Source organism: Agrobacterium sp. P15N1-A (genome assembly GCF_044626815.1).
GTDB lineage: Bacteria > Pseudomonadota > Alphaproteobacteria > Rhizobiales > Rhizobiaceae > Agrobacterium > Agrobacterium leguminum.
In genome coordinates, this window is sequence record NZ_JBIUPF010000001.1 from 1508626 (window position 1) to 1526162 (window position 17537).

At 59.4% G+C, this 17537-nt stretch carries 15 protein-coding genes and 1 other RNA gene; 10 read left to right on the forward strand and 6 right to left on the reverse strand.

The features are described 5' to 3' along the window. Positions 1-86 precede the first annotated feature (86 nt). The gene (gene polA / locus ACIK7D_RS07610) at positions 87-3086 is read right to left on the reverse strand and encodes a DNA polymerase I (RefSeq protein WP_400155978.1); all 3000 of its coding nucleotides are present in this window, start codon (positions 3084-3086) and stop codon (positions 87-89) included. A gap of 415 nt (positions 3087-3501) precedes the next feature. Here polA and ACIK7D_RS07615 point away from each other — a divergent pair, with 415 nt between their 5' ends. Both ACIK7D_RS07615 and ACIK7D_RS07620 read left to right on the forward strand, forming a co-directional pair. Beyond that, complete coding sequence (locus ACIK7D_RS07615) at positions 3502-3936, forward strand: MarR family winged helix-turn-helix transcriptional regulator (protein ID WP_035259662.1); 435 nt, start codon at positions 3502-3504, stop codon at positions 3934-3936. A gap of 166 nt (positions 3937-4102) precedes the next feature. Further along, entirely contained in the window at positions 4103-5494 is a 1392-nt protein-coding gene (locus ACIK7D_RS07620; protein WP_400155979.1) for a dipeptidase, read from the forward strand. Positions 5495-5896: 402 nt separating this feature from the next. Here ACIK7D_RS07620 and ACIK7D_RS07625 read toward each other — a convergent pair whose 3' ends face one another. After that, entirely contained in the window at positions 5897-6106 is a 210-nt protein-coding gene (locus tag ACIK7D_RS07625; protein ID WP_003492998.1) for a cold-shock protein, read from the reverse strand. A gap of 470 nt (positions 6107-6576) precedes the next feature. Here ACIK7D_RS07625 and ACIK7D_RS07630 point away from each other — a divergent pair, with 470 nt between their 5' ends. The 3 genes from ACIK7D_RS07630 to ACIK7D_RS07640 all read left to right on the forward strand — a co-directional run bounded on the left by ACIK7D_RS07630 (position 6577) and on the right by ACIK7D_RS07640 (position 10496). Next, entirely contained in the window at positions 6577-7035 is a 459-nt protein-coding gene (locus ACIK7D_RS07630) for a YbaK/EbsC family protein (protein WP_400155980.1), read from the forward strand. 147 nt (positions 7036-7182) lie between these two features. Then, entirely contained in the window at positions 7183-9477 is a 2295-nt protein-coding gene (locus tag ACIK7D_RS07635; protein WP_400155981.1) for a transglycosylase domain-containing protein, read from the forward strand. 290 nt (positions 9478-9767) lie between these two features. Next, the gene (locus ACIK7D_RS07640) at positions 9768-10496 is read left to right on the forward strand and encodes a sugar transferase (protein WP_269314161.1); all 729 of its coding nucleotides are present in this window, start codon (positions 9768-9770) and stop codon (positions 10494-10496) included. Positions 10497-10592: 96 nt separating this feature from the next. Here ACIK7D_RS07640 and ACIK7D_RS07645 read toward each other — a convergent pair whose 3' ends face one another. Continuing rightward, positions 10593-11168: a cytochrome c family protein gene (locus ACIK7D_RS07645; RefSeq protein ID WP_080818431.1), complete on the reverse strand. Its 576-nt coding sequence runs from the start codon at positions 11166-11168 to the stop codon at positions 10593-10595. Between the two features lie 149 nt (positions 11169-11317). On the opposite strand from ACIK7D_RS07645, the gene ACIK7D_RS07650 reads away from it, so the two are divergent. Both ACIK7D_RS07650 and ACIK7D_RS07655 read left to right on the forward strand, forming a co-directional pair. Then, positions 11318-12073: a 3-deoxy-manno-octulosonate cytidylyltransferase gene (locus ACIK7D_RS07650; protein ID WP_059758939.1), complete on the forward strand. Its 756-nt coding sequence runs from the start codon at positions 11318-11320 to the stop codon at positions 12071-12073. An 11-nt stretch (positions 12074-12084) separates the two neighbouring features. Continuing rightward, positions 12085-12948, forward strand: coding sequence for a prephenate dehydratase (locus ACIK7D_RS07655; RefSeq protein WP_400155982.1), 864 nt, complete (start codon positions 12085-12087; stop codon positions 12946-12948). A gap of 15 nt (positions 12949-12963) precedes the next feature. On the opposite strand, the gene nudC is transcribed toward ACIK7D_RS07655, so the two are convergent. Both nudC and ACIK7D_RS07665 read right to left on the reverse strand, forming a co-directional pair. Next, a complete protein-coding gene (gene nudC, locus ACIK7D_RS07660) occupies positions 12964-13926 on the reverse strand; it encodes an NAD(+) diphosphatase (RefSeq protein ID WP_080818435.1) in 963 nt (320 codons plus the stop codon). Next, a complete protein-coding gene (locus ACIK7D_RS07665; protein WP_059758936.1) occupies positions 13926-14354 on the reverse strand; it encodes an HIT domain-containing protein in 429 nt (142 codons plus the stop codon). Before ACIK7D_RS07665 ends, nudC begins: the two co-directional genes overlap by 1 nt. A gap of 65 nt (positions 14355-14419) precedes the next feature. Here ACIK7D_RS07665 and ffs point away from each other — a divergent pair. The 3 genes from ffs (at position 14420) to ACIK7D_RS07680 (ending at position 16819) form a co-directional block, all read left to right on the forward strand. Beyond that, positions 14420-14516, forward strand: an RNA gene (ffs, locus tag ACIK7D_RS07670) — signal recognition particle sRNA small type. An 80-nt stretch (positions 14517-14596) separates the two neighbouring features. Continuing rightward, positions 14597-16471, forward strand: coding sequence for a DNA polymerase III subunit gamma/tau (locus ACIK7D_RS07675; RefSeq protein ID WP_400155983.1), 1875 nt, complete (start codon positions 14597-14599; stop codon positions 16469-16471). Between the two features lie 24 nt (positions 16472-16495). Beyond that, positions 16496-16819 carry a YbaB/EbfC family nucleoid-associated protein gene (locus ACIK7D_RS07680; RefSeq protein WP_003507179.1) on the forward strand — a complete coding sequence of 108 codons (324 nt, stop codon included), beginning with the start codon at positions 16496-16498 and terminating at the stop codon, positions 16817-16819. A gap of 57 nt (positions 16820-16876) precedes the next feature. On the opposite strand, the gene ACIK7D_RS07685 is transcribed toward ACIK7D_RS07680, so the two are convergent. Further along, positions 16877-17512, reverse strand: a complete 636-nt coding sequence (locus ACIK7D_RS07685; RefSeq protein ID WP_400155984.1) for an MOSC domain-containing protein — start codon at positions 17510-17512, stop codon at positions 16877-16879. Positions 17513-17537 lie beyond the last annotated feature (25 nt).

The window sequence follows — 17537 nt, forward strand, 5'->3', positions numbered from 1 at the left end:
ACAAATCACGGCTCACGTCTTATCGAAAACGATACGCTCCTTGAAGTGGTTCATGTCCCGGAATTCACAGAAAGCCGCTTCGCCGGTCAGTGCGCCTCATCCCAATTGTCAGCCGCACGTGCATCCACCTTGAGCGGCACCTTCATGGAAATCGCCGGCATGGCCGCGTTTTCCATCACGGAGACGACGACCGGCAGGGTCTTTTCGATTTCCGCTTCCTCGACCTCGAAGATGAGTTCGTCGTGCACCTGCAAAAGCATGCGGGCGGAAAGCTTTTCCGCCTCCAGCGCAGGCTCGATACGGACCATGGCGCGGCGGATGATATCGGCGGCGGAGCCCTGGATCGGCGCGTTGATCGCCGCGCGCTCGTTGAAGGCTTTCACCGAAGGGTTGGAAGAGCGAATTTCCGGATAATGCGCGCGGCGGCCGAAAATCGTTTCGACATAGCCGTTTTCACGGGCGAAGGCTTTGGTCGCCTCCATATAGTCGCGAATGCCGGGAAAACGCTCGAAATATTTCTTGATATAGTCGCCGGCTTCGGAGCGGGCGATGCCGAGCTGATTGGCAAGACCAAAGGCGGAAATGCCGTAGATGATGCCGAAGTTGATGGCCTTGGCGCGGCGGCGGACTTCCGATGGCATGCCCTCGACAGGCACGCCGAACATTTCCGACGCGGTCATCGCATGAATGTCGATACCGTTTTCAAAGGCATTGCGCAGCTGCGGAATATCGGCGACATGGGCCAGCACGCGCAGCTCGATCTGGCTGTAATCGGCCGACAGAAGCTTATGTCCTGGCGTGGTGATGAAGGCCGTGCGGATCTTGCGCCCTTCCGCCGTGCGAACCGGGATATTCTGAAGGTTCGGCTCCGAGGAGGACAGGCGTCCGGTGGTGGTGGAGGCGAGCGCATAGGACGTATGCACCCGTTTCGTCTCGGGATGGATATATCCGGGCAGCGCATCCGTATAGGTCGATTTCAGCTTCGTCAGCTGCCGCCAGTCGACGATCTTGCGCGGCAGTTCGATACCTTCCGCCGCAAGATCTTCGAGAACCTGCGCCGATGTGGACCATTGGCCGGTCTTGGTCTTGGAACCGCCCGGCAGCCCCATCTTGCCAAACAGAATATCGCCGAGCTGCTTTGGTGATCCGATGTTGAAACGCTCGCCCGCCAGCTCGTAGATTTCCTCTTCGAAGGACGCGGCCTTCTGGGCGAGTTCGCCGGAAAGACGCGAGAGAATCTGCCGGTCGACGGCGATGCCGCGCTCTTCCATATGCGCCAGAACCGGCACAAGGGGGCGCTCCAGCCGCTCATAAACCTTGGTCAGTCGTTCCGAGACAAGCCTCGGCTTCAGCGCCATCCAGAGCCGCAGGGTCACATCGGCATCTTCCGCAGCATAAGCGGTTGCCTTGTCGATATCGACAAAATCGAAGGTGACGCTCGACTTGCCCGATCCCGCCACGTCCTTATAGGCGATCGGCGTGTGGCCGAGCCAGCGTTCGGACAGCGAATCCATGCCATGCGTGGCCTTGCCGGCCTCGAGGACATAAGAAATCAGCATCGTGTCGTCGAAGCTCTGCATGACGACGCCGTGGCGTTTCATCAGCAGATAGTCATATTTCAGGTTCTGCGCGACCTTCAGAACGGCTTCGTCCTCGAGCAGGTCCTTCAGGCGCTCCAGCGCCTCGGCAAAAGGTACCTGCCCCTCCGCCATTCTGATGCCGTCGCTGAAGAGATCGCCGCCCGAACCGGTCTTGTGCGTCAAAGGAACGTAAGCGGCGCGGATATCGGTGCCCGTGGCATCCTTGCCGTTATCGGCAATGGCCAGAGAAAAACCGACAAGCTCCGCCTGCATCGGGTCGAGCGAGGTCGTCTCCGTATCGAAGGCGACGACGCCCGTCTCCCGGGCCGCCGCGATCCAGCGGTCGAGCGTCGCAAGGTCCCTGATCGTCAGATAGGCGGTCGTATCGATCTTGGCGGCGGAAAAAAGCGTCTGTCGCGCTGTGGCGAGATCGGCGGGCGCGCTGCCCTCCCCCGTTACTTTCCTTGCCGGAGCGGCAGGCGAAGCCGAAGCGCCAGCGGCGTTAGTGGCCACTTCGCCAACCTTAACGGCGGCGGCCGGCGCATCGAGATCGGGACCATGGGCATCGGCACCCCATTGTACCGGCACATTGGCAGGGTCGATGGCGGAAGCGTCGGTTTCGGTCGCCTCGGCAACCCGGCGTGTCAACGTCGTGAATTCCATTGCCTTCAGGAAGGCGATCAGTTTTGGGCCGTTCTGCGCTTCGAGCACCAGCGCTTCGAGAGACTGATCCAGCGGCACATCGGTTCTGAGCGCCACGAGCTGTCTGGAAAGGCGGGCAAGCTCCGCATTGGCGATGATATTTTCCCGGCGCTTCTGCTGCTTGATTTCGCCCGCTCGCGCCAGCAGCGTATCGAGATCGCCATATTCCTCCAGCAATTGCGCCGCCGTCTTCGGCCCGATGCCGGGAATGCCCGGAACATTATCGGTGGAATCGCCGGTCATCGCCTGCAGGTCGATCATCTTTTCGGGGCCTACGCCCCACTTTTCGACAACGTCCGGAATGCCGATCTGCTTGTCCTTCATGGCGTCGTACATGTGTACATTGGCCGTAACGAGCTGCATCAGATCCTTGTCGGAGGAGATGATCGTGACATCGGCGCCGATCGCCTCGGCCTGCCGGGCATAGGTAGCGATGATATCGTCCGCCTCGAAGCCTTCCGTCTCGATGCAGGGAAGGTTGAAGGCGCGCGTCGCCTCACGGATCAGGCCGAATTGCGGAACTAGATCTTCCGGCGGCGCGGTGCGGTTGGCCTTGTAGAGATCATAAAGTTCGTTGCGGAAGGTCTTCGACGAATAGTCGAAAATCACCGCAAAATGGGTCGGCGTCACCCCGACATCGGTATTGCGCGCATCCTTCAGCAGCTTCCACAACATGTTGCAGAAACCGGAGACGGCGTTGACCGGCAGCCCGTCCGACTTGCGGTTCAGCGGCGGGATTGCATGGAAGGCCCGGAAAATGAAACCGGAACCGTCAACGAGGAAGAGATGATCGCCTTTTTTCATGGGTAGCATGGATAGCGCGGGGCCGTTTTGACGTCTACCGAAACTTCGCACAACGCACCGTAAAGAGCGGGGAATGAAGCGGTAGCGCAGGCCTGCAAAATTCACCTGAACGTTACCGATTTGTAATCCGCCCTTCCCTTGAAAAGCCGCATTTGCAGACACATTTCATAAGGGACGGCGCCTGATCACGCCGTAGTCTGATAGCTGGCTCGTCCCCCGCCGCGTCAGACCGGACAAAGGCCTTTCCCCCTCTCCGGGCCTTTGTCCTCCAATATGACCGCCATGGCCGACCCCTCCCGGCCATGGCGGTTTTATTTTATGCGCCGTTTCGGGCTGGCTTAAACATATCATGCGATATATATCGCGCTATCGAATTGCCGGGCTGAGCCGGCCGTGATGCTTTATGGGCGGAAAAATGGGTTTTTCCCGGGACGAATCGGCAATCTATCTCGCTTCGAAAATGGCGCGGGAATTCACCATGGCGCTGCAGAAAAGAGCCGCCGCCCTGGGTTTCTCGCCCGGACAATTCCCCATCCTCATCGAACTCTGGCATGAGGACGGCCTGACCCAGCGGCAATTGCTCGATAGAATCGATGTCGAACAGGCGACGCTCGCCAATACGCTCTCGCGCATGGAACGTGACGGGCTGATCGTCCGCAAATCCCATCCAAGCGACCGCCGTGCCCAGATCATCGAGCTGACCCAGCGCGGCAGGGATCTGGAAGCCAACGCCATTGCCGCCTCCGAAGCCACCGAAGACGCGCTGCTCAAGGATTTCCGGCGTTTCGAGAGACAGCTTCTGCTGGAATATATGCGCCGGGCGATCGAAAGCGCCAAAAAAGCGAAATAGCAATTACAGCCCGAAACCGCTTCGCACTTTCCCTGAACTGCTCTATCGTTCCGGCGGCCGCACGTTTGCCGATTCACGACGCGCCGGCCCCCTTGTTTCCCGCGATGCGCGATGCCCGGATGTTTCGTCTTATCGCCGGGTCACGACAGACATGACAGGATCAGCGATGACAGACGTTTCCCCCATTCTTTCCACCGCCGACGACAATCTCACCTCCAGCCTTGAGCGACTGTTCGAGCTCGTACGTATTCCGTCGATTTCGACGGACCCCGCTTACAAGGCGGAATGCCGCAAGGCGGCGGAATGGCTGGTCAGAACACTTTCGGCGCTCGGCTTTACGGCCTCCGTGCGCGATACCGCCGGCCACCCCATGGTCGTGGCGCATCACGATGCGGCCACCAAGGACGCGCCGCATGTGCTTTTCTACGGCCATTATGACGTACAGCCGGTCGATCCGCTCGAGCTGTGGGAAAACGATCCGTTCGAACCCGCGGTCAAGGATATCGGCGCAGGCCGACAGGTGATTACCGGACGCGGCACGGCGGACGACAAGGGCCAGCTGATGACCTTCGTAGAGGCCTGCCGGGCGTACAAGGCTGTCAATGGCGGCCTGCCGGTGCGCGTCACCATTCTCTTTGAAGGCGAAGAAGAATCCGGCTCGCCGTCGCTGAAGCCTTTCCTCGAAGCCAATGCGGAAGAACTGAAGGCCGATTATGCGCTGGTCTGCGATACCGGCATGTGGGACCGGGATACACCCGCCATTGCCGCAGCCCTTCGCGGCCTGGTCGGCGAAGAAGTCGTCATCACGGCAGCCGACCGCGATCTGCATTCCGGTCTGTTCGGTGGGGCGGCGGCAAACCCCATCCACATCCTCACCGATATTCTCGCCGGCCTGCACGACGAGACCGGCCGGGTGACGCTTGCAGACTTTTATGACGGCGTGGAAGAAACCCCGGCCAACATCAAGGCCTCCTGGGAAACGCTGGGCCGCACGGCCGAAGCCTTCCTCGGCGAAGTCGGCCTTTCGGTTCCCTCGGGTGAAAAGGGCCGCTCCGTGCTGGAGCAGACCTGGGCGCGGCCGACGGCGGAAGTCAACGGCATTATCGGCGGCTATACCGGCGATGGTTTCAAGACCGTGATCGCCGCCAAGGCCTCTGCCAAGGTGTCTTTCCGCCTTGTCGGCGAGCAGGACCCTGTGGCCATTCGTGAAAGCTTCCGGGCCTATGTGCGCTCGAAGATTCCCGCCGATTGCTCCGTAGAGTTCCACGAACATGGCGGCTCACCCGCCATCCAGCTTTCTTACGACTCGCCCGTGCTGACCAAAGCCAAAAACGCGCTTTCGGAAGAGTGGCCGAAACCAGCCGTCGTCATCGGCATGGGTGGCTCGATCCCTATCGTCGGCGATTTCCAGAAGATGCTGGGAATGGATTCGCTGCTCGTCGGCTTCGGACTTACCGATGACCGTATTCATTCGCCGAATGAAAAATACGACCTGCAGTCCTTCCACAAGGGCATCCGCTCCTGGGTCCGCATTCTCGACGCGCTCGCGGCGAAATAATCCAGAAAAAGGAGGAGGCGCCGAACATTCGGCACCTCCTCGGCACATAAAACAAAAAGGCCGGGCAAGCCCGACCTTTCCATCCGTTTTCCGTCAATGCCAGTACATCCGTGGTCAAAGCGTTTAAACGGCCTGATGCTCCAGAGCGCGTCAAAGATATCGACGCTGCTTTCCGGCTCAGGATCGGCTGCTTTGGTTAATCTTTGGTTAACACAACAGCAGGGGCACTTTTAAAAAGCGCCATTCCCGGCAGTTCCGGTCCGGAGCACTGTTGAACCCTATATTGGTATGTGACCCGGCTTTTTCAAGGGCAACCGTCCAGCCCCTTCCTGCAAAAGAAAAAGGCCGGAAAAATCCGGCCTTTCCATTCATACGAATGACCCTTTCGGGCCAAAGCGCTTATCAGGCAGCAACGAGGTTGCCTGCGGACATCTTGCCCGAGCGACGATCCTGCATCAGCTCGTAGGAGAGCTTCTGGCCGTCGTTGAGGGCGGTCAGACCAGCGCGCTCAACAGCGGAGATGTGAACGAATACGTCCTGCGAACCGTCGTCAGGCTGAATGAAGCCGTAGCCCTTGGTTGCGTTGAACCACTTTACTGTACCAGTCGCCATAACGATTTCCTTCCGTTGGCAATTGTATTTGCACTGCGAGCAGTGCGGACTTGGGTCGAATTTGAAGGAAAAGATCGTCGTGAGCGTCTAAAAAGACGCCGAAGCTCTGGTCGTCAAACAAATATCGATGGCGAAGTACCTAGGTTGGAAGGGGCTGAAAGTCAAGTTTCTTTGAACACGACCATCTGGTCATGGTTCAGCGGGGAGCCAGACAACAGGAACGCCAGAAAGCAAAAACCCGGCGCGGGAGGAGGTGCGCCGGGTTCTTGAAACTGACTGACAATTGGGAGGAGGAGTATTGTCAGTCCAATCGGGCGACGCTGGGAGGAGGAGTGCGTCGCTTCGATGATTTAAAGATACAGGATCGCCGCTTAAAAAACAGACGTTTCATCGCAGCGCAGCATTGCGCAAAATGCATAGCTGTTTCGAGGTGACTTGAAGCTTCTCCGCGTAACGCCTAATAAATACGCATGTCTATCGAATCCGTCAGAGCCTTTTTCACCGAAAAGTCGCCCGAGGTTGCCGTGATCGAAACGGAAACCAGTTCGGCGACGGTTGCGCTGGCCGCCGAAGCGCATGGCGTCGACCCCGACCAGATTGCGAAAACCATCTGCCTGAAGGCGGGTGAAACCATTCTTCTCGTCGTCGCCGCCGGCACGAAGCGGCTCGACAACCGCAAATTCCGCGATCATTTCGGCGCAAAGCCGCGCATGCTCGGACCGGAAGAGGTGGTTGCGGTGACCAGCCATCCCATCGGCGGCGTGTGCCCTTTCGGCCTGCCCTCCCCGCTTCCGGTGTTTTGCGACATATCGCTGAAAAACTATCATGAGGTGGTTCCCGCGGCCGGCGCCACCAATGCGGCGCTGAAGATTTCGCCGGAGGTGATGGCCGAATTGACGGATGCGGAATGGGTCGACGTCTGCCAATGACGCCGATTTGATCCGGCCAGGACTTAACCCCGCCTTAAATCGCCGCATTTAAACTCTTCATCCTGGATTAAGGATCGCGCAGGCATAGAAGCCTGAAAACCCGAACGGGATGCGCGCGGTTTCGCGAATAGGAGCGACTTCGGCTGGATGGCAGGCAAGGGTAAATCACGCGAACGGGTAGAACCCTCCTTCGGGGATTTCCACGACTCCGGTGATGACCTGCGCCTCGACGCCAGCGAGCGCATCAGCGGAACCACAAAGCAGCAAGCCAGAAAACCGAAGCCGACATCCGGTCGCACCAAATCCAGGAAAAAAGAAAAGCGCACCCGCAGTTCCGGGCGCGGCGCGACGGGCTTCATTCGCTCCCTCGTCTATTGGTGCATCGTACTTGGCATCTGGGGCGGCATCGGTGTTGCCGGTCTCGTTCTCTATTACGGCGCACGCATGCCCAGCGCCAGCAGCTGGTCCATTCCCGAACGCCCGCCGAATGTGAAGATCGTTTCGGTGAATGGCAGCGTGCTGGCCAATCGCGGCACCACCGGCGGCGAGGCGCTCGCGCTGGAAGATATGTCGCCCTATATTCCGCAGGCCGTCATGGCGATTGAGGACCGGCGGTTTTATTCGCATTTCGGGGTCGATCCGCTCGGTCTCGGACGCGCCATCGTCACGAATGTGCTGACGGGACGAACCGTGCAGGGCGGCTCGACGCTGACGCAGCAGCTCGCGAAAAACCTGTTCCTCTCGCCGGATCGCACGCTGGAACGCAAGGTTCAGGAAGTGCTGCTGTCCTTCTGGCTGGAGCATAAGTTCACCAAGGACCAGATTCTCGCGATGTATCTCAATCGCGTCTATTTCGGCTCCAACGCCTATGGCGTCGAGGCTGCCTCGCGGCGCTACTTCAACAAATCCGCGCGCGACGTCAATCTGGGCGAGGCGGCCATGCTGGCCGGACTTCTTAAAGCGCCCTCGCGCCTTTCGCCGGCGCGCGATCCGCAGGCGGCGGAAGAGCGGGCGCAGGTCGTGCTGCAATCCATGCGCGATGTCGGCTTCATCACCGACGATGAAATCAAGACGGCCATGTCGCAGCCGCCGACCAAGGCGAAACGGTTCTGGTCTGGCGCCGAACATTACGCCGCCGATATGGTGCTTGAGGAAGTGCGCAACCTCGTCGGCGAGGTCAAGCAGGACATCGTGGTCGACACGACCATCGATCCCAATCTCGAGCGCGACGCCGAAAAGGCGCTGACCCACGTGCTGCAGGGTGACGGCAAGAAGCAGGGCGCTTCGCAGGCGGCGCTGGTTTCCATCGATGGCACGGGCGCGATCCGGGCGGTGGTGGGCGGGGCGGATTATGCCGAAAGCCAGTTCAACCGCGCCGCCAAGGCAAAACGGCAACCCGGCTCCGCATTCAAGCCCTTCGTTTACGTCGCCGCGCTCGAATCCGGGCTCACTCCCTATACCGTTCGTAACGACGCGCCCGTTCGTATCGGCAACTGGACCCCGGAAAATTACGAGAAGAAATATCGAGGCGAAGTGACGCTCGCCACCGCGCTCGCCAATTCGCTGAACACCATTGCCGCGCAGCTGGTGATGGAAGTGGGTCCGGATCGTGTGACCCAGGTGGCGCATCGCATGGGCATCGAATCCGAGCTGCAGAACAACGCCTCCATCGCGCTCGGCACCTCGGAAGTGTCGCTGATGGAGCTGACGGCCTCCTACGCCCCCTTCATGAATGGCGGCTACAAGGCGACGCCGCATATCGTCAAACGCATCACCGATGCGGATGGCAAGGTGCTTTACGAAAACAAATACGACAACCCGCCGCGCGTCCTGAGCGAAGAGATCGCCGCGACCATGAACAGCATGCTGTCGCGCGTTATCACCGAAGGCACCGGCAAGGCGGCACGGCTGCAGGGTTGGCAGGCGGCAGGAAAATCCGGCACGACGCAATCCTTCCGCGACGCCCTTTTTGTCGGCTACACAAGCAACCTGACCACCGGCGTGTGGTTCGGCAATGACGACGGCACATCGATGAAGAAGGTCACCGGCGGCGGGCTTCCCGCAAAGGCCTGGAAAGATTTCATGACCGCCGCCCATTCCGGCCTTTCGCCTTCGCCGCTCTTCGGGCTTGGCGCAGGCGGCGTGCCGCCGCTTGGGGAAATGCAGCAGCCGGCGCCGGAAAGCGCGCCATCCTCCATCGGCGATATCATTTCCAATGCGCTCGGCGGCGGAACGACGGATAATCGTGCCTATCCCGAAGCCCCCGTTGCGCCGAATCCGAATCAGCCCGGTGTGCCGATGCCGCCGGCAAATATCCCTTCCCGCGATATCGAACCCGGCTATTCAGCCGGCAACGGGCCTGTGCCACCCGCCGATATCGGCGGTCAGGCGCCATCCGGACCGAAGCAGACGACCCTGCTCGATATTCTGATGGGAAACTGACGGCTTAGGATGGCCGAAAGGCGCTTGTCTCAGGGCCGATGGCGATTTCGCCAGCGCTGCACGAAAATTCCCGATTTTGCAGGTTTTGGTTCCATGGGACCGGCCGTCTCCGCAGCCACGAGCGGAGAGGATGCCGACCCTGCAACATCCGCGTGCAGCCTCATTAACCGTAGATTGCCATTTGCGCCGGGGCGGTTACATTTCGGATGACTTTTTACGGTAAATGAATTATTAATCGTTCATATAAATTAATTTTCTTCTATCAAAATAACTTTTCAGGGCTTTATATTATGCTGGGTACTAAAGGCTCATCGCATGCCGTTTTTTACGGTGCCTCCTATTCCGCAGCCTCCACTTTCGAATCGCCGGAAACGCAACCTTCCTCTTCGGAAAAAACCGTCTCCGCATTCCTGCGCGGCCAGTTCGCGCTCAAAAGAACGATGGATATCGCAGGGGCGTCCATCGCCCTTGTCGCACTCGCGCCGGTGTTGCTCACCGTGGCAGTGATGGTCAAACTCGACAGCAGGGGACCGGTCCTGTTTTCACAGGTCCGCTGGGGCATGAACGGGCGGAAAATCCGTGTCTATAAATTCCGCTCCATGAGGACCGATCTTTGCGACGCCACCGGTGTGGCGCAAACGGTGAAGAACGACCCCAGAATAACCCGGATCGGCGCGGTTCTTCGCCGCACGAATATCGATGAACTGCCGCAGCTTCTGAATGTGCTGAAAGGCGATATGTCGCTGGTCGGGCCCCGCTGCCATGCCATCGGCATGCTGGCGGCCGGCCGTCTTTATGAGGAGCTGGTGCCGCACTACCATATGCGGCACCGGGTGCGGCCGGGCATTACCGGCCTTGCCCAGATGCGGGGCTTGCGCGGCCCGACGGATCGCAGCGACAAGGCGCGCGCCCGAATCGTCTCCGATCTTTATTACGTCGACAATTTTTCGCTCTGGCTGGATATCAAGATCATGGTCGGAACGGTGATTTCCGAATTGCGCGGCGGCAAGGGGTTCTGATTTTTCAGCCGCCATTGCCGCAGCCGCAATCCGCCGCTGCAAAAATAAAAAGCCCGGCATCGCTGCCGGGCTTTTATCATGAGATCATCATGACAATCAGTTTGTCGGCGCGGGAGCCGCAGCGGGATCCGGAAGCGGTGCCGGGTTTGCCGACAGCGTCCGCAGATAAGCGATGAGATCGGCGCGTTCCGTCTCCTTCTTCACGCCCGCAAAACCCATGGCCGTGCCGGGAACGTGTTTCTTGGGAGCTTCGAGGAAGAAGCTGAGATGATCGTAATCCCAATGCACGGAACCGCCCTTGGAGAAATCCTTCATGCCCGCGGAGTAGCTGAAACCTTCATGGCTGGCGATCGGCCGGTTGACGATATCGAAGAGATTGGGGCCGACCTTGTTTGCACCACCACTCTCTCCGGTATGACAGCTCGTACACTTCTTGAAGACCGTCTCGCCCTTGGCGGCATCGGCGCTCGCAAGCAATTGCGCGATCGGCGTCGCCGCGGCAGCGGTTTCTCCGCCACCTGCTTCGCCGCCACCCTCTGCCGCAGCAATGGCGTAACCTTCCTTTTCGGGCGCAGGCGCATGGAAAATGCCCTCAGACGCAATCGACACCGACATCAGGACGAAAACCGTGCCAAGCAACGCCCCAACGCCCATATTTACATAAGAATTCATCTATATGCGCTCCCTCGCATCCGCTTGATATAACGGGCATCTTGAAATTGCTCGAAAGCTATGGCTTTTGCACAGCCTGCGCAACTTGAATAATGCTCCCCACACCGTGACGTTTTGACACTTTTCGGGCGGGATTTGAAGGGTGTCGGATGAAGAATCGGGATTTCGAGAAAGCTGTCGTCCTCATACCGGCGCGGATGGCATCCACGCGCCTGCCGGGCAAGCCGCTCGCCGACATTGGCGGCAAGCCGATGATCGTGCAGGTGGCGCTGCGCGCACGCGAGGCCGGCGCGGAGCGAATCGTTGTAGCCGTCGATGACGAACAGGTGTTTTCGGCTGTCAAAAATGCCGGTTTCGACGTAATGATGACGCGCGACGACCATCAATCCGGCTCGGACCGCATTTTCGAAGCGCTGCAGAAAGCCGATCCCTATGGCAAGGCGGAATATGTCATCAATGTCCAGGGCGATCTTCCCACCATCGAAGCGGAGACGATCCGCGCTTCGCTGCGTCCGCTGGAAAATGCCGCCGTCGATATTGCGACACTGACGGTCGAAATCACCGACGAGGAAGAAAAAACCAATCCGAACGTGGTGAAAGTGGTGGGCAGCCCGCTTTCCGAGTCGCGATTGCGCGCGCTTTATTTTACCCGCACCACCGCCCCTTATGGCGATGGCCCGCTTTATCATCACATCGGACTTTATACCTATCGCCGCGCCGCGCTGGAAACATTCGTGAGCCTGCCGCCCTCGCCGCTGGAAAAACGCGAGCGGCTGGAACAGCTGCGCGCGCTGGAAGCGGGGATGCGCATCGACGCCGAAATCGTCAGTTCCGTGCCGCTCGGCGTCGACACGCCGCACGATCTGGAAAAAGCCCGCAAAATCCTCGCAAGCAGAACCCTCTAACGGACAGTCCCATGATCTTGAGCACAAATCGCATTGCCTTCCAGGGCGAATTCGGCGCGAATTCCGATATGGCCTGCCGCGACATGTTCCCGGATATGGAGCCTTTGCCGTGCCCGACATTCGAGGATGCCTTTAACGCCATTGAAAACGGTGAAGCCGATCTCGGCATGATCCCGATCGAAAACACGCTGGCCGGCCGCGTTGCGGATATTCATCACCTGCTGCCGGAATCGCGCCTGCACATCATCGGCGAATATTTCATGCCGATCCGCTTCCAGTTGATGGTGATGCCGGGCGTGAAGAAGGACGAGATCCGTACCGTCCACAGCCACATTCACGCGCTAGGCCAGTGCCGGAAAATCATCCGTTCGAACGGCTGGAAGCCGGTCATTGCCGGCGATACGGCAGGCTCCGCAAGGCTCGTTTCAGAAAAGGGCGACCGCAGCATGGCGGCTCTCGCGCCGCGCCTTGCCGCCAACCTCTACGGCCTCGATATTCTTGCTGAAAACGTCGAGGATTCGGAAAACAACGTCACGCGTTTCGTTGTGCTTTCCCGCGATGAAAACTGGGCCAAGCGTCAATCGAGCGACGAAATCGTCGTTACCACCTTTGTCTTCAACGTCCGTAATATTCCGGCCGCGCTCTACAAGGCCATGGGCGGCTTCGCGACTAACGGCATCAACATGACGAAGCTCGAAAGCTACCAGCTCGGCGGCAAATTCGTGGCGACGCAGTTTTATGCCGATATTGAAGGCCATCCCGATGACGAGCCGGTGCGGCATGCGCTGGACGAGTTGCGCTTCTTCTCCGAAAAAGTCCGCATTCTCGGCGTCTACAAGGGCCATGCGATGCGCGGCAAGCTCAACCAGGGTTGAGCCTGCCGAACGCGATTATTTCGTCCATTCCACCCAATCGCGCATCAGCCGATGCGCGATGGCGCCGCCGGGAGGCGCGGAAAAGCCCTCACCCGTTGCCGTTTCCAGCATCTTGGCGACTTCCGCCCGTGTGAACCAGCGGCAATCCTCAAGTTCAATCTCATCGCGGGCAATATCGAAAGACAATGCCTCGGCATAACAGCCGATCATCAGCGTATGCGGCATCGGCCAGGGCTGCGATGCGTGATAACGCACGCGGCCGATTTCGACGCCGGATTCCTCATGCGTTTCGCGGCGGACGGCCTGCTCGATGGTTTCGCCCGGCTCCACAAAACCGGCAAGGCACGAATACATGCCCGGTGCAAAATGCGCACCGCGGCCAAGCAGGCAAAGATCACGCTCGATATCGATCGTCATCATGATGACGACGGGATCGGTGCGGGGAAAAATCGTGTGGTTGCAGGCGGCGCAGATACGCTTGTAGCCGCCGATACGCAGCTCCATGGCGCCGCCGCACTTACCGCAAAAACGATTGTCGGCGTTCCAGTGGGTGAGGCTGACGGCCTGGGCAACCTCGCTCAACAATTCCTCATCGAGAAGATGGTCGCGATAAAGGGTACGGGCATCGGCGAGTTTATAGTGGCTCGCGAGCTGATCCTCGGCGACAGCCACCGGCACCGCGATTCTCGGCTCGCCGGTTTCGCGATATCCGAGCAGCACGGCATTGTCGAAATCCGGCTGCAGTTCGGCCAGCTCATAGGCGGAAAACAGGGGGTCGATGACCTGCTCGTCATGCTTCAGGACAAGCCGGTTGCCGGAAAAGGCAAAAATATGGGTGCCGTCTATTTTCAGTGCATCGGCAACGCACTCCTCCGTTCGCTTTTCAGCGAAACGGTCGAGGGCGTTTTTGGAAAAGGCCGTCAGCAGGCTTGCTTCGGGATGGGGGGCAGTGGTTTCAAAAATTTTCATGGAAATCATCAGAGCGCGCCGGAGATTTTTTTCATCAAAGTTTCCTTTTCGCCCACGGCATAAGGCACAGGCGTTCCGTGACCCCAGATGGGACCCGGCCAGCAGGTGTCTCCTTCATTGCGGGCGATAATATGGACATGAAGCTGCCGGACGATATTGCCCAAAGCACCGACATTGATCTTGGTGGCTCCGGTGATTTCTTTCAAGGCAGACGCGACGAGATTGGTCTCGAATGTCAGCACGGCCTGATCAAGCGGGGTGAGATCGAACAATTCACTGACGCCATCTCGCTGCGGCACCAGCACCAGCCAGGGCCAGCGGTTGTCGTTTTGCAAACGCAGTTCACATAGTCCCAAACGCGTCACAAGCACACTGTCGCGCGCCAGTCTGTCGTCCAGCCGGAATGTCTCCAAGGTGTCCTCCATGTTTGTTTTCATCGTGATAGCAGTTTTTTGAAGGCTTGGCTTGCATTTGCTTTCGATATTGCCGATATGTGGCCCCGGGAGGTTGGTGGTGGACGAGCCACTCGCCAACCGGGTCAGGTCCGGAAGGAAGCAGCCCTAACGAGCCCGGCACGGGTCGCCGTGCCAGCCTCCCACCTTTTTTTAAAAGACGTGCTCAGCTTTCGCCGGGCCAGTTCAGCGCCCCAAGACAACTGGCAAAACAAACTGGCGAGGCAATGAGCGACACTGTACCCACCACATCAAGCGAATCCCAGGTCGGGACCGGCTACCGGGTACTGGCGCGCAAATATCGCCCCAAGGATTTTTCCGATCTGATGGTCGGCCAGGAGCCGATGGTCCGCACGCTGACCAACGCGTTTGAGACGGGGCGTATCGCGCAGGCCTATATGCTGACCGGCGTTCGCGGCGTGGGCAAGACGACCACGGCCCGCATTCTTGCCCGCGCGCTGAATTACAAGACCGACACCATCGACAAGCCGACCATCGACCTGCGCATTCCCGGTGAACATTGCCAGGCGATCATGGAAGGCCGGCATGTCGACGTGATCGAGATGGACGCCGCCTCCCATACCGGCATCGACGATATTCGCGAGATCATCGAGCAGGTGCGTTATCGCCCGGTATCGGCGCGCTACAAGGTCTATATCATCGACGAAGTGCACATGCTGTCGACGCAGGCTTTCAACGGTCTTCTGAAGACCTTGGAAGAGCCGCCGGAGCATGTGAAATTCATCTTCGCGACCACCGAAATCCGCAAGGTTCCGATCACCGTTCTGTCGCGCTGCCAGCGCTTCGATCTGCGCCGCATCAGCGCCGCCGATCTGGTCGGCCTGTTCACCGCAATTGCCGGCAAGGAAGGTTTCGAAGCCGATCCGCAGGCGCTGTCGATGATCGCCCGCGCTGCCGAAGGTTCCGCCCGTGACGGTCTTTCCCTTCTCGATCAGGCGATTGCCCATGGTGGAGGCCGCGTTGAAGCCGAAGCGGTGCGCGGTATGCTCGGCCTTGCCGACCGTGCACGTATCGTCGATCTCTTCCAGCATGTCGTCAAAGGCGATGTCGCGGCCGCCCTTTCGGAATTCAACGGGCAATATGAGGCGGGTGCAAATCCTGTCGTGGTGCTCAACGACCTTGCCGATTTCACCCATCTCGTCACCCGCATGAAATATGTACCTGACGCGGCGGAAGACCCCTCGCTTTCCGAGATCGAGCGCGTGCGGGGTGCGGAATTTGCCGAGACGATTGCGGTGACCGCGCTGTCGCGCATCTGGCAGATGCTGCTGAAAGGCATTCCGGAAACGGAAAACGCCTCGCGCCCGGCGGGTGCGGCCGAAATGGTGCTGATCCGGCTTTCGCACGCCGCCAATCTGCCCGCACCTGAAGATGCCGCACGGCGCTTGGCGGAGCTTTCGAACGGTGACGGCGGTTACACCAATGGTGGACCTTCGGGCGGCGGCAATGGCGGCGGTGCCCGCGCCTATTCGTCGGGACAGGCCGTGACCGCTGGAAGACCTCTCGATCTTCCCGCCCAGCGCCAGGCGACGCCACAGACCTCCGCCGTGCTGCGCGCTGTTCCAGACAGCCGCCCGCAGGAGATGCAGGTCGTGGCACCAAAAACCGAAGAGCGGCCGGAGCCGAAGGTTCCCGTCACTTCGGTGCAGGATATTGCCGATCTCTGCCAGAAGAACCGCGATCCCGTCATGCGGGCCAAGGTGCGCAACTTTGTGCGGCTGGTGCGACTGGAGCCCGGCCGGCTTGATATGCGCCTCGGCGAAGGCGCGCCCGGATCGCTTCCCGGCGAACTTGGCGTCAAGCTCAAGGAATGGACCGGTATCCACTGGATCGTCAGCCTCAGCAAGGAACAGGGCGAGCCGACCCTTGTGGAAGCGGAAGGCAATGCCCGCGACGCCCGTCTTGTCGATGCGCGTCAGGATCCTGACGTGGCCGCCATTCTGGCGCAGTTTCCCGGCGCAAAAATTACCGACGTGCGCATCCGCGCCGCCGCACAGGATGAGGCGGAAGAAATCGCGCCGCCATCGGTTGCCGAATCGAGCGAAGGCGACATCCTTCCCGGCGACGACATCGAGTTTTAAACAAAAAGAACAGGAGATTGGCACATGCGCGACATCATGGGCATGATGGGCAAGGTCAAGGAAATGCAATCCAAGATGGAGAAGGTGCAGGAAGAAATCGCCGCCCTTGAAGTCGAAGGCAGGGCCGGCGGCGGCCTCGTGACCGTCATTCTCAACGGCAAGGGCGAAATGCGCGGCCTGAAAATCGATCCTTCGCTGTTCAAGGAAGATGAGGTAGAAATCCTCGAGGACCTGATCGTGGCTGCTCACAAGGACGCCAAGGAAAAAGGCGAAGCGCAGGCGCAGGAAAAGATGGCTGGCCTGACCGCGGGTCTGCCGCTGCCGCCCGGCATGAAGTTCCCATTCTGATATAATCCGACCGAAGAGGATGGCGTGATGCACGCCGTCCTCGCGTCTGAAAAGGGTCTAGGCTTCCAGCATCGCGCGGAACCGGCTTGCAAGCGGCGTTTCGAGATAGGCTGCGCGTTCAGTCATATCGAGCTGCATGGGGCGGAAGCGCTGGAGAATAGTCGGTATCGGCAGTTTCGTTCCCTGATAGGGTGCGAAGGCAATATCCTCCCCGGCGGCGAGCATTCCACCTTTCAGCACCCGGCAATAAAAACCCGGTTGGCCCGCCTGCCGGAAGCGCGGTGCGAAGTCCGGATCGCCGATGCGGGCTGACAGGGTGGCGCAGGGAATGCGGGCGGCGGTCACCTCCAGCAAGACTTCGCTGGCCGAGAACCTATCGCCGACATGGAGTTTTGCGCTGTCGACAGCCTCCAGAACGAGGTTTTCTCCGAAAAATCCGGGTTCGATTAAAAAACCCAGAGAGCGCGACCAGAAATCGAGATCGACGGACCCCATGACGTAAATCGCCTGATCCGGCCCGCCATGATGTTTGCGATTGCAGACAGCGTCGCTGACGATACCTTCGGCATCCACCATGACCGGGCCCTTCACGGCATGTTTGAAGATGCCTGTCTTCGCCGTCTTTCCCGGCAGGCTTTTTGCCTCGCCCCGGCATACCGCCCTGATTTTCATGGACTGCCCTTTGCGCTTCATGATTCCCGTTTCCCGATTTATGCAG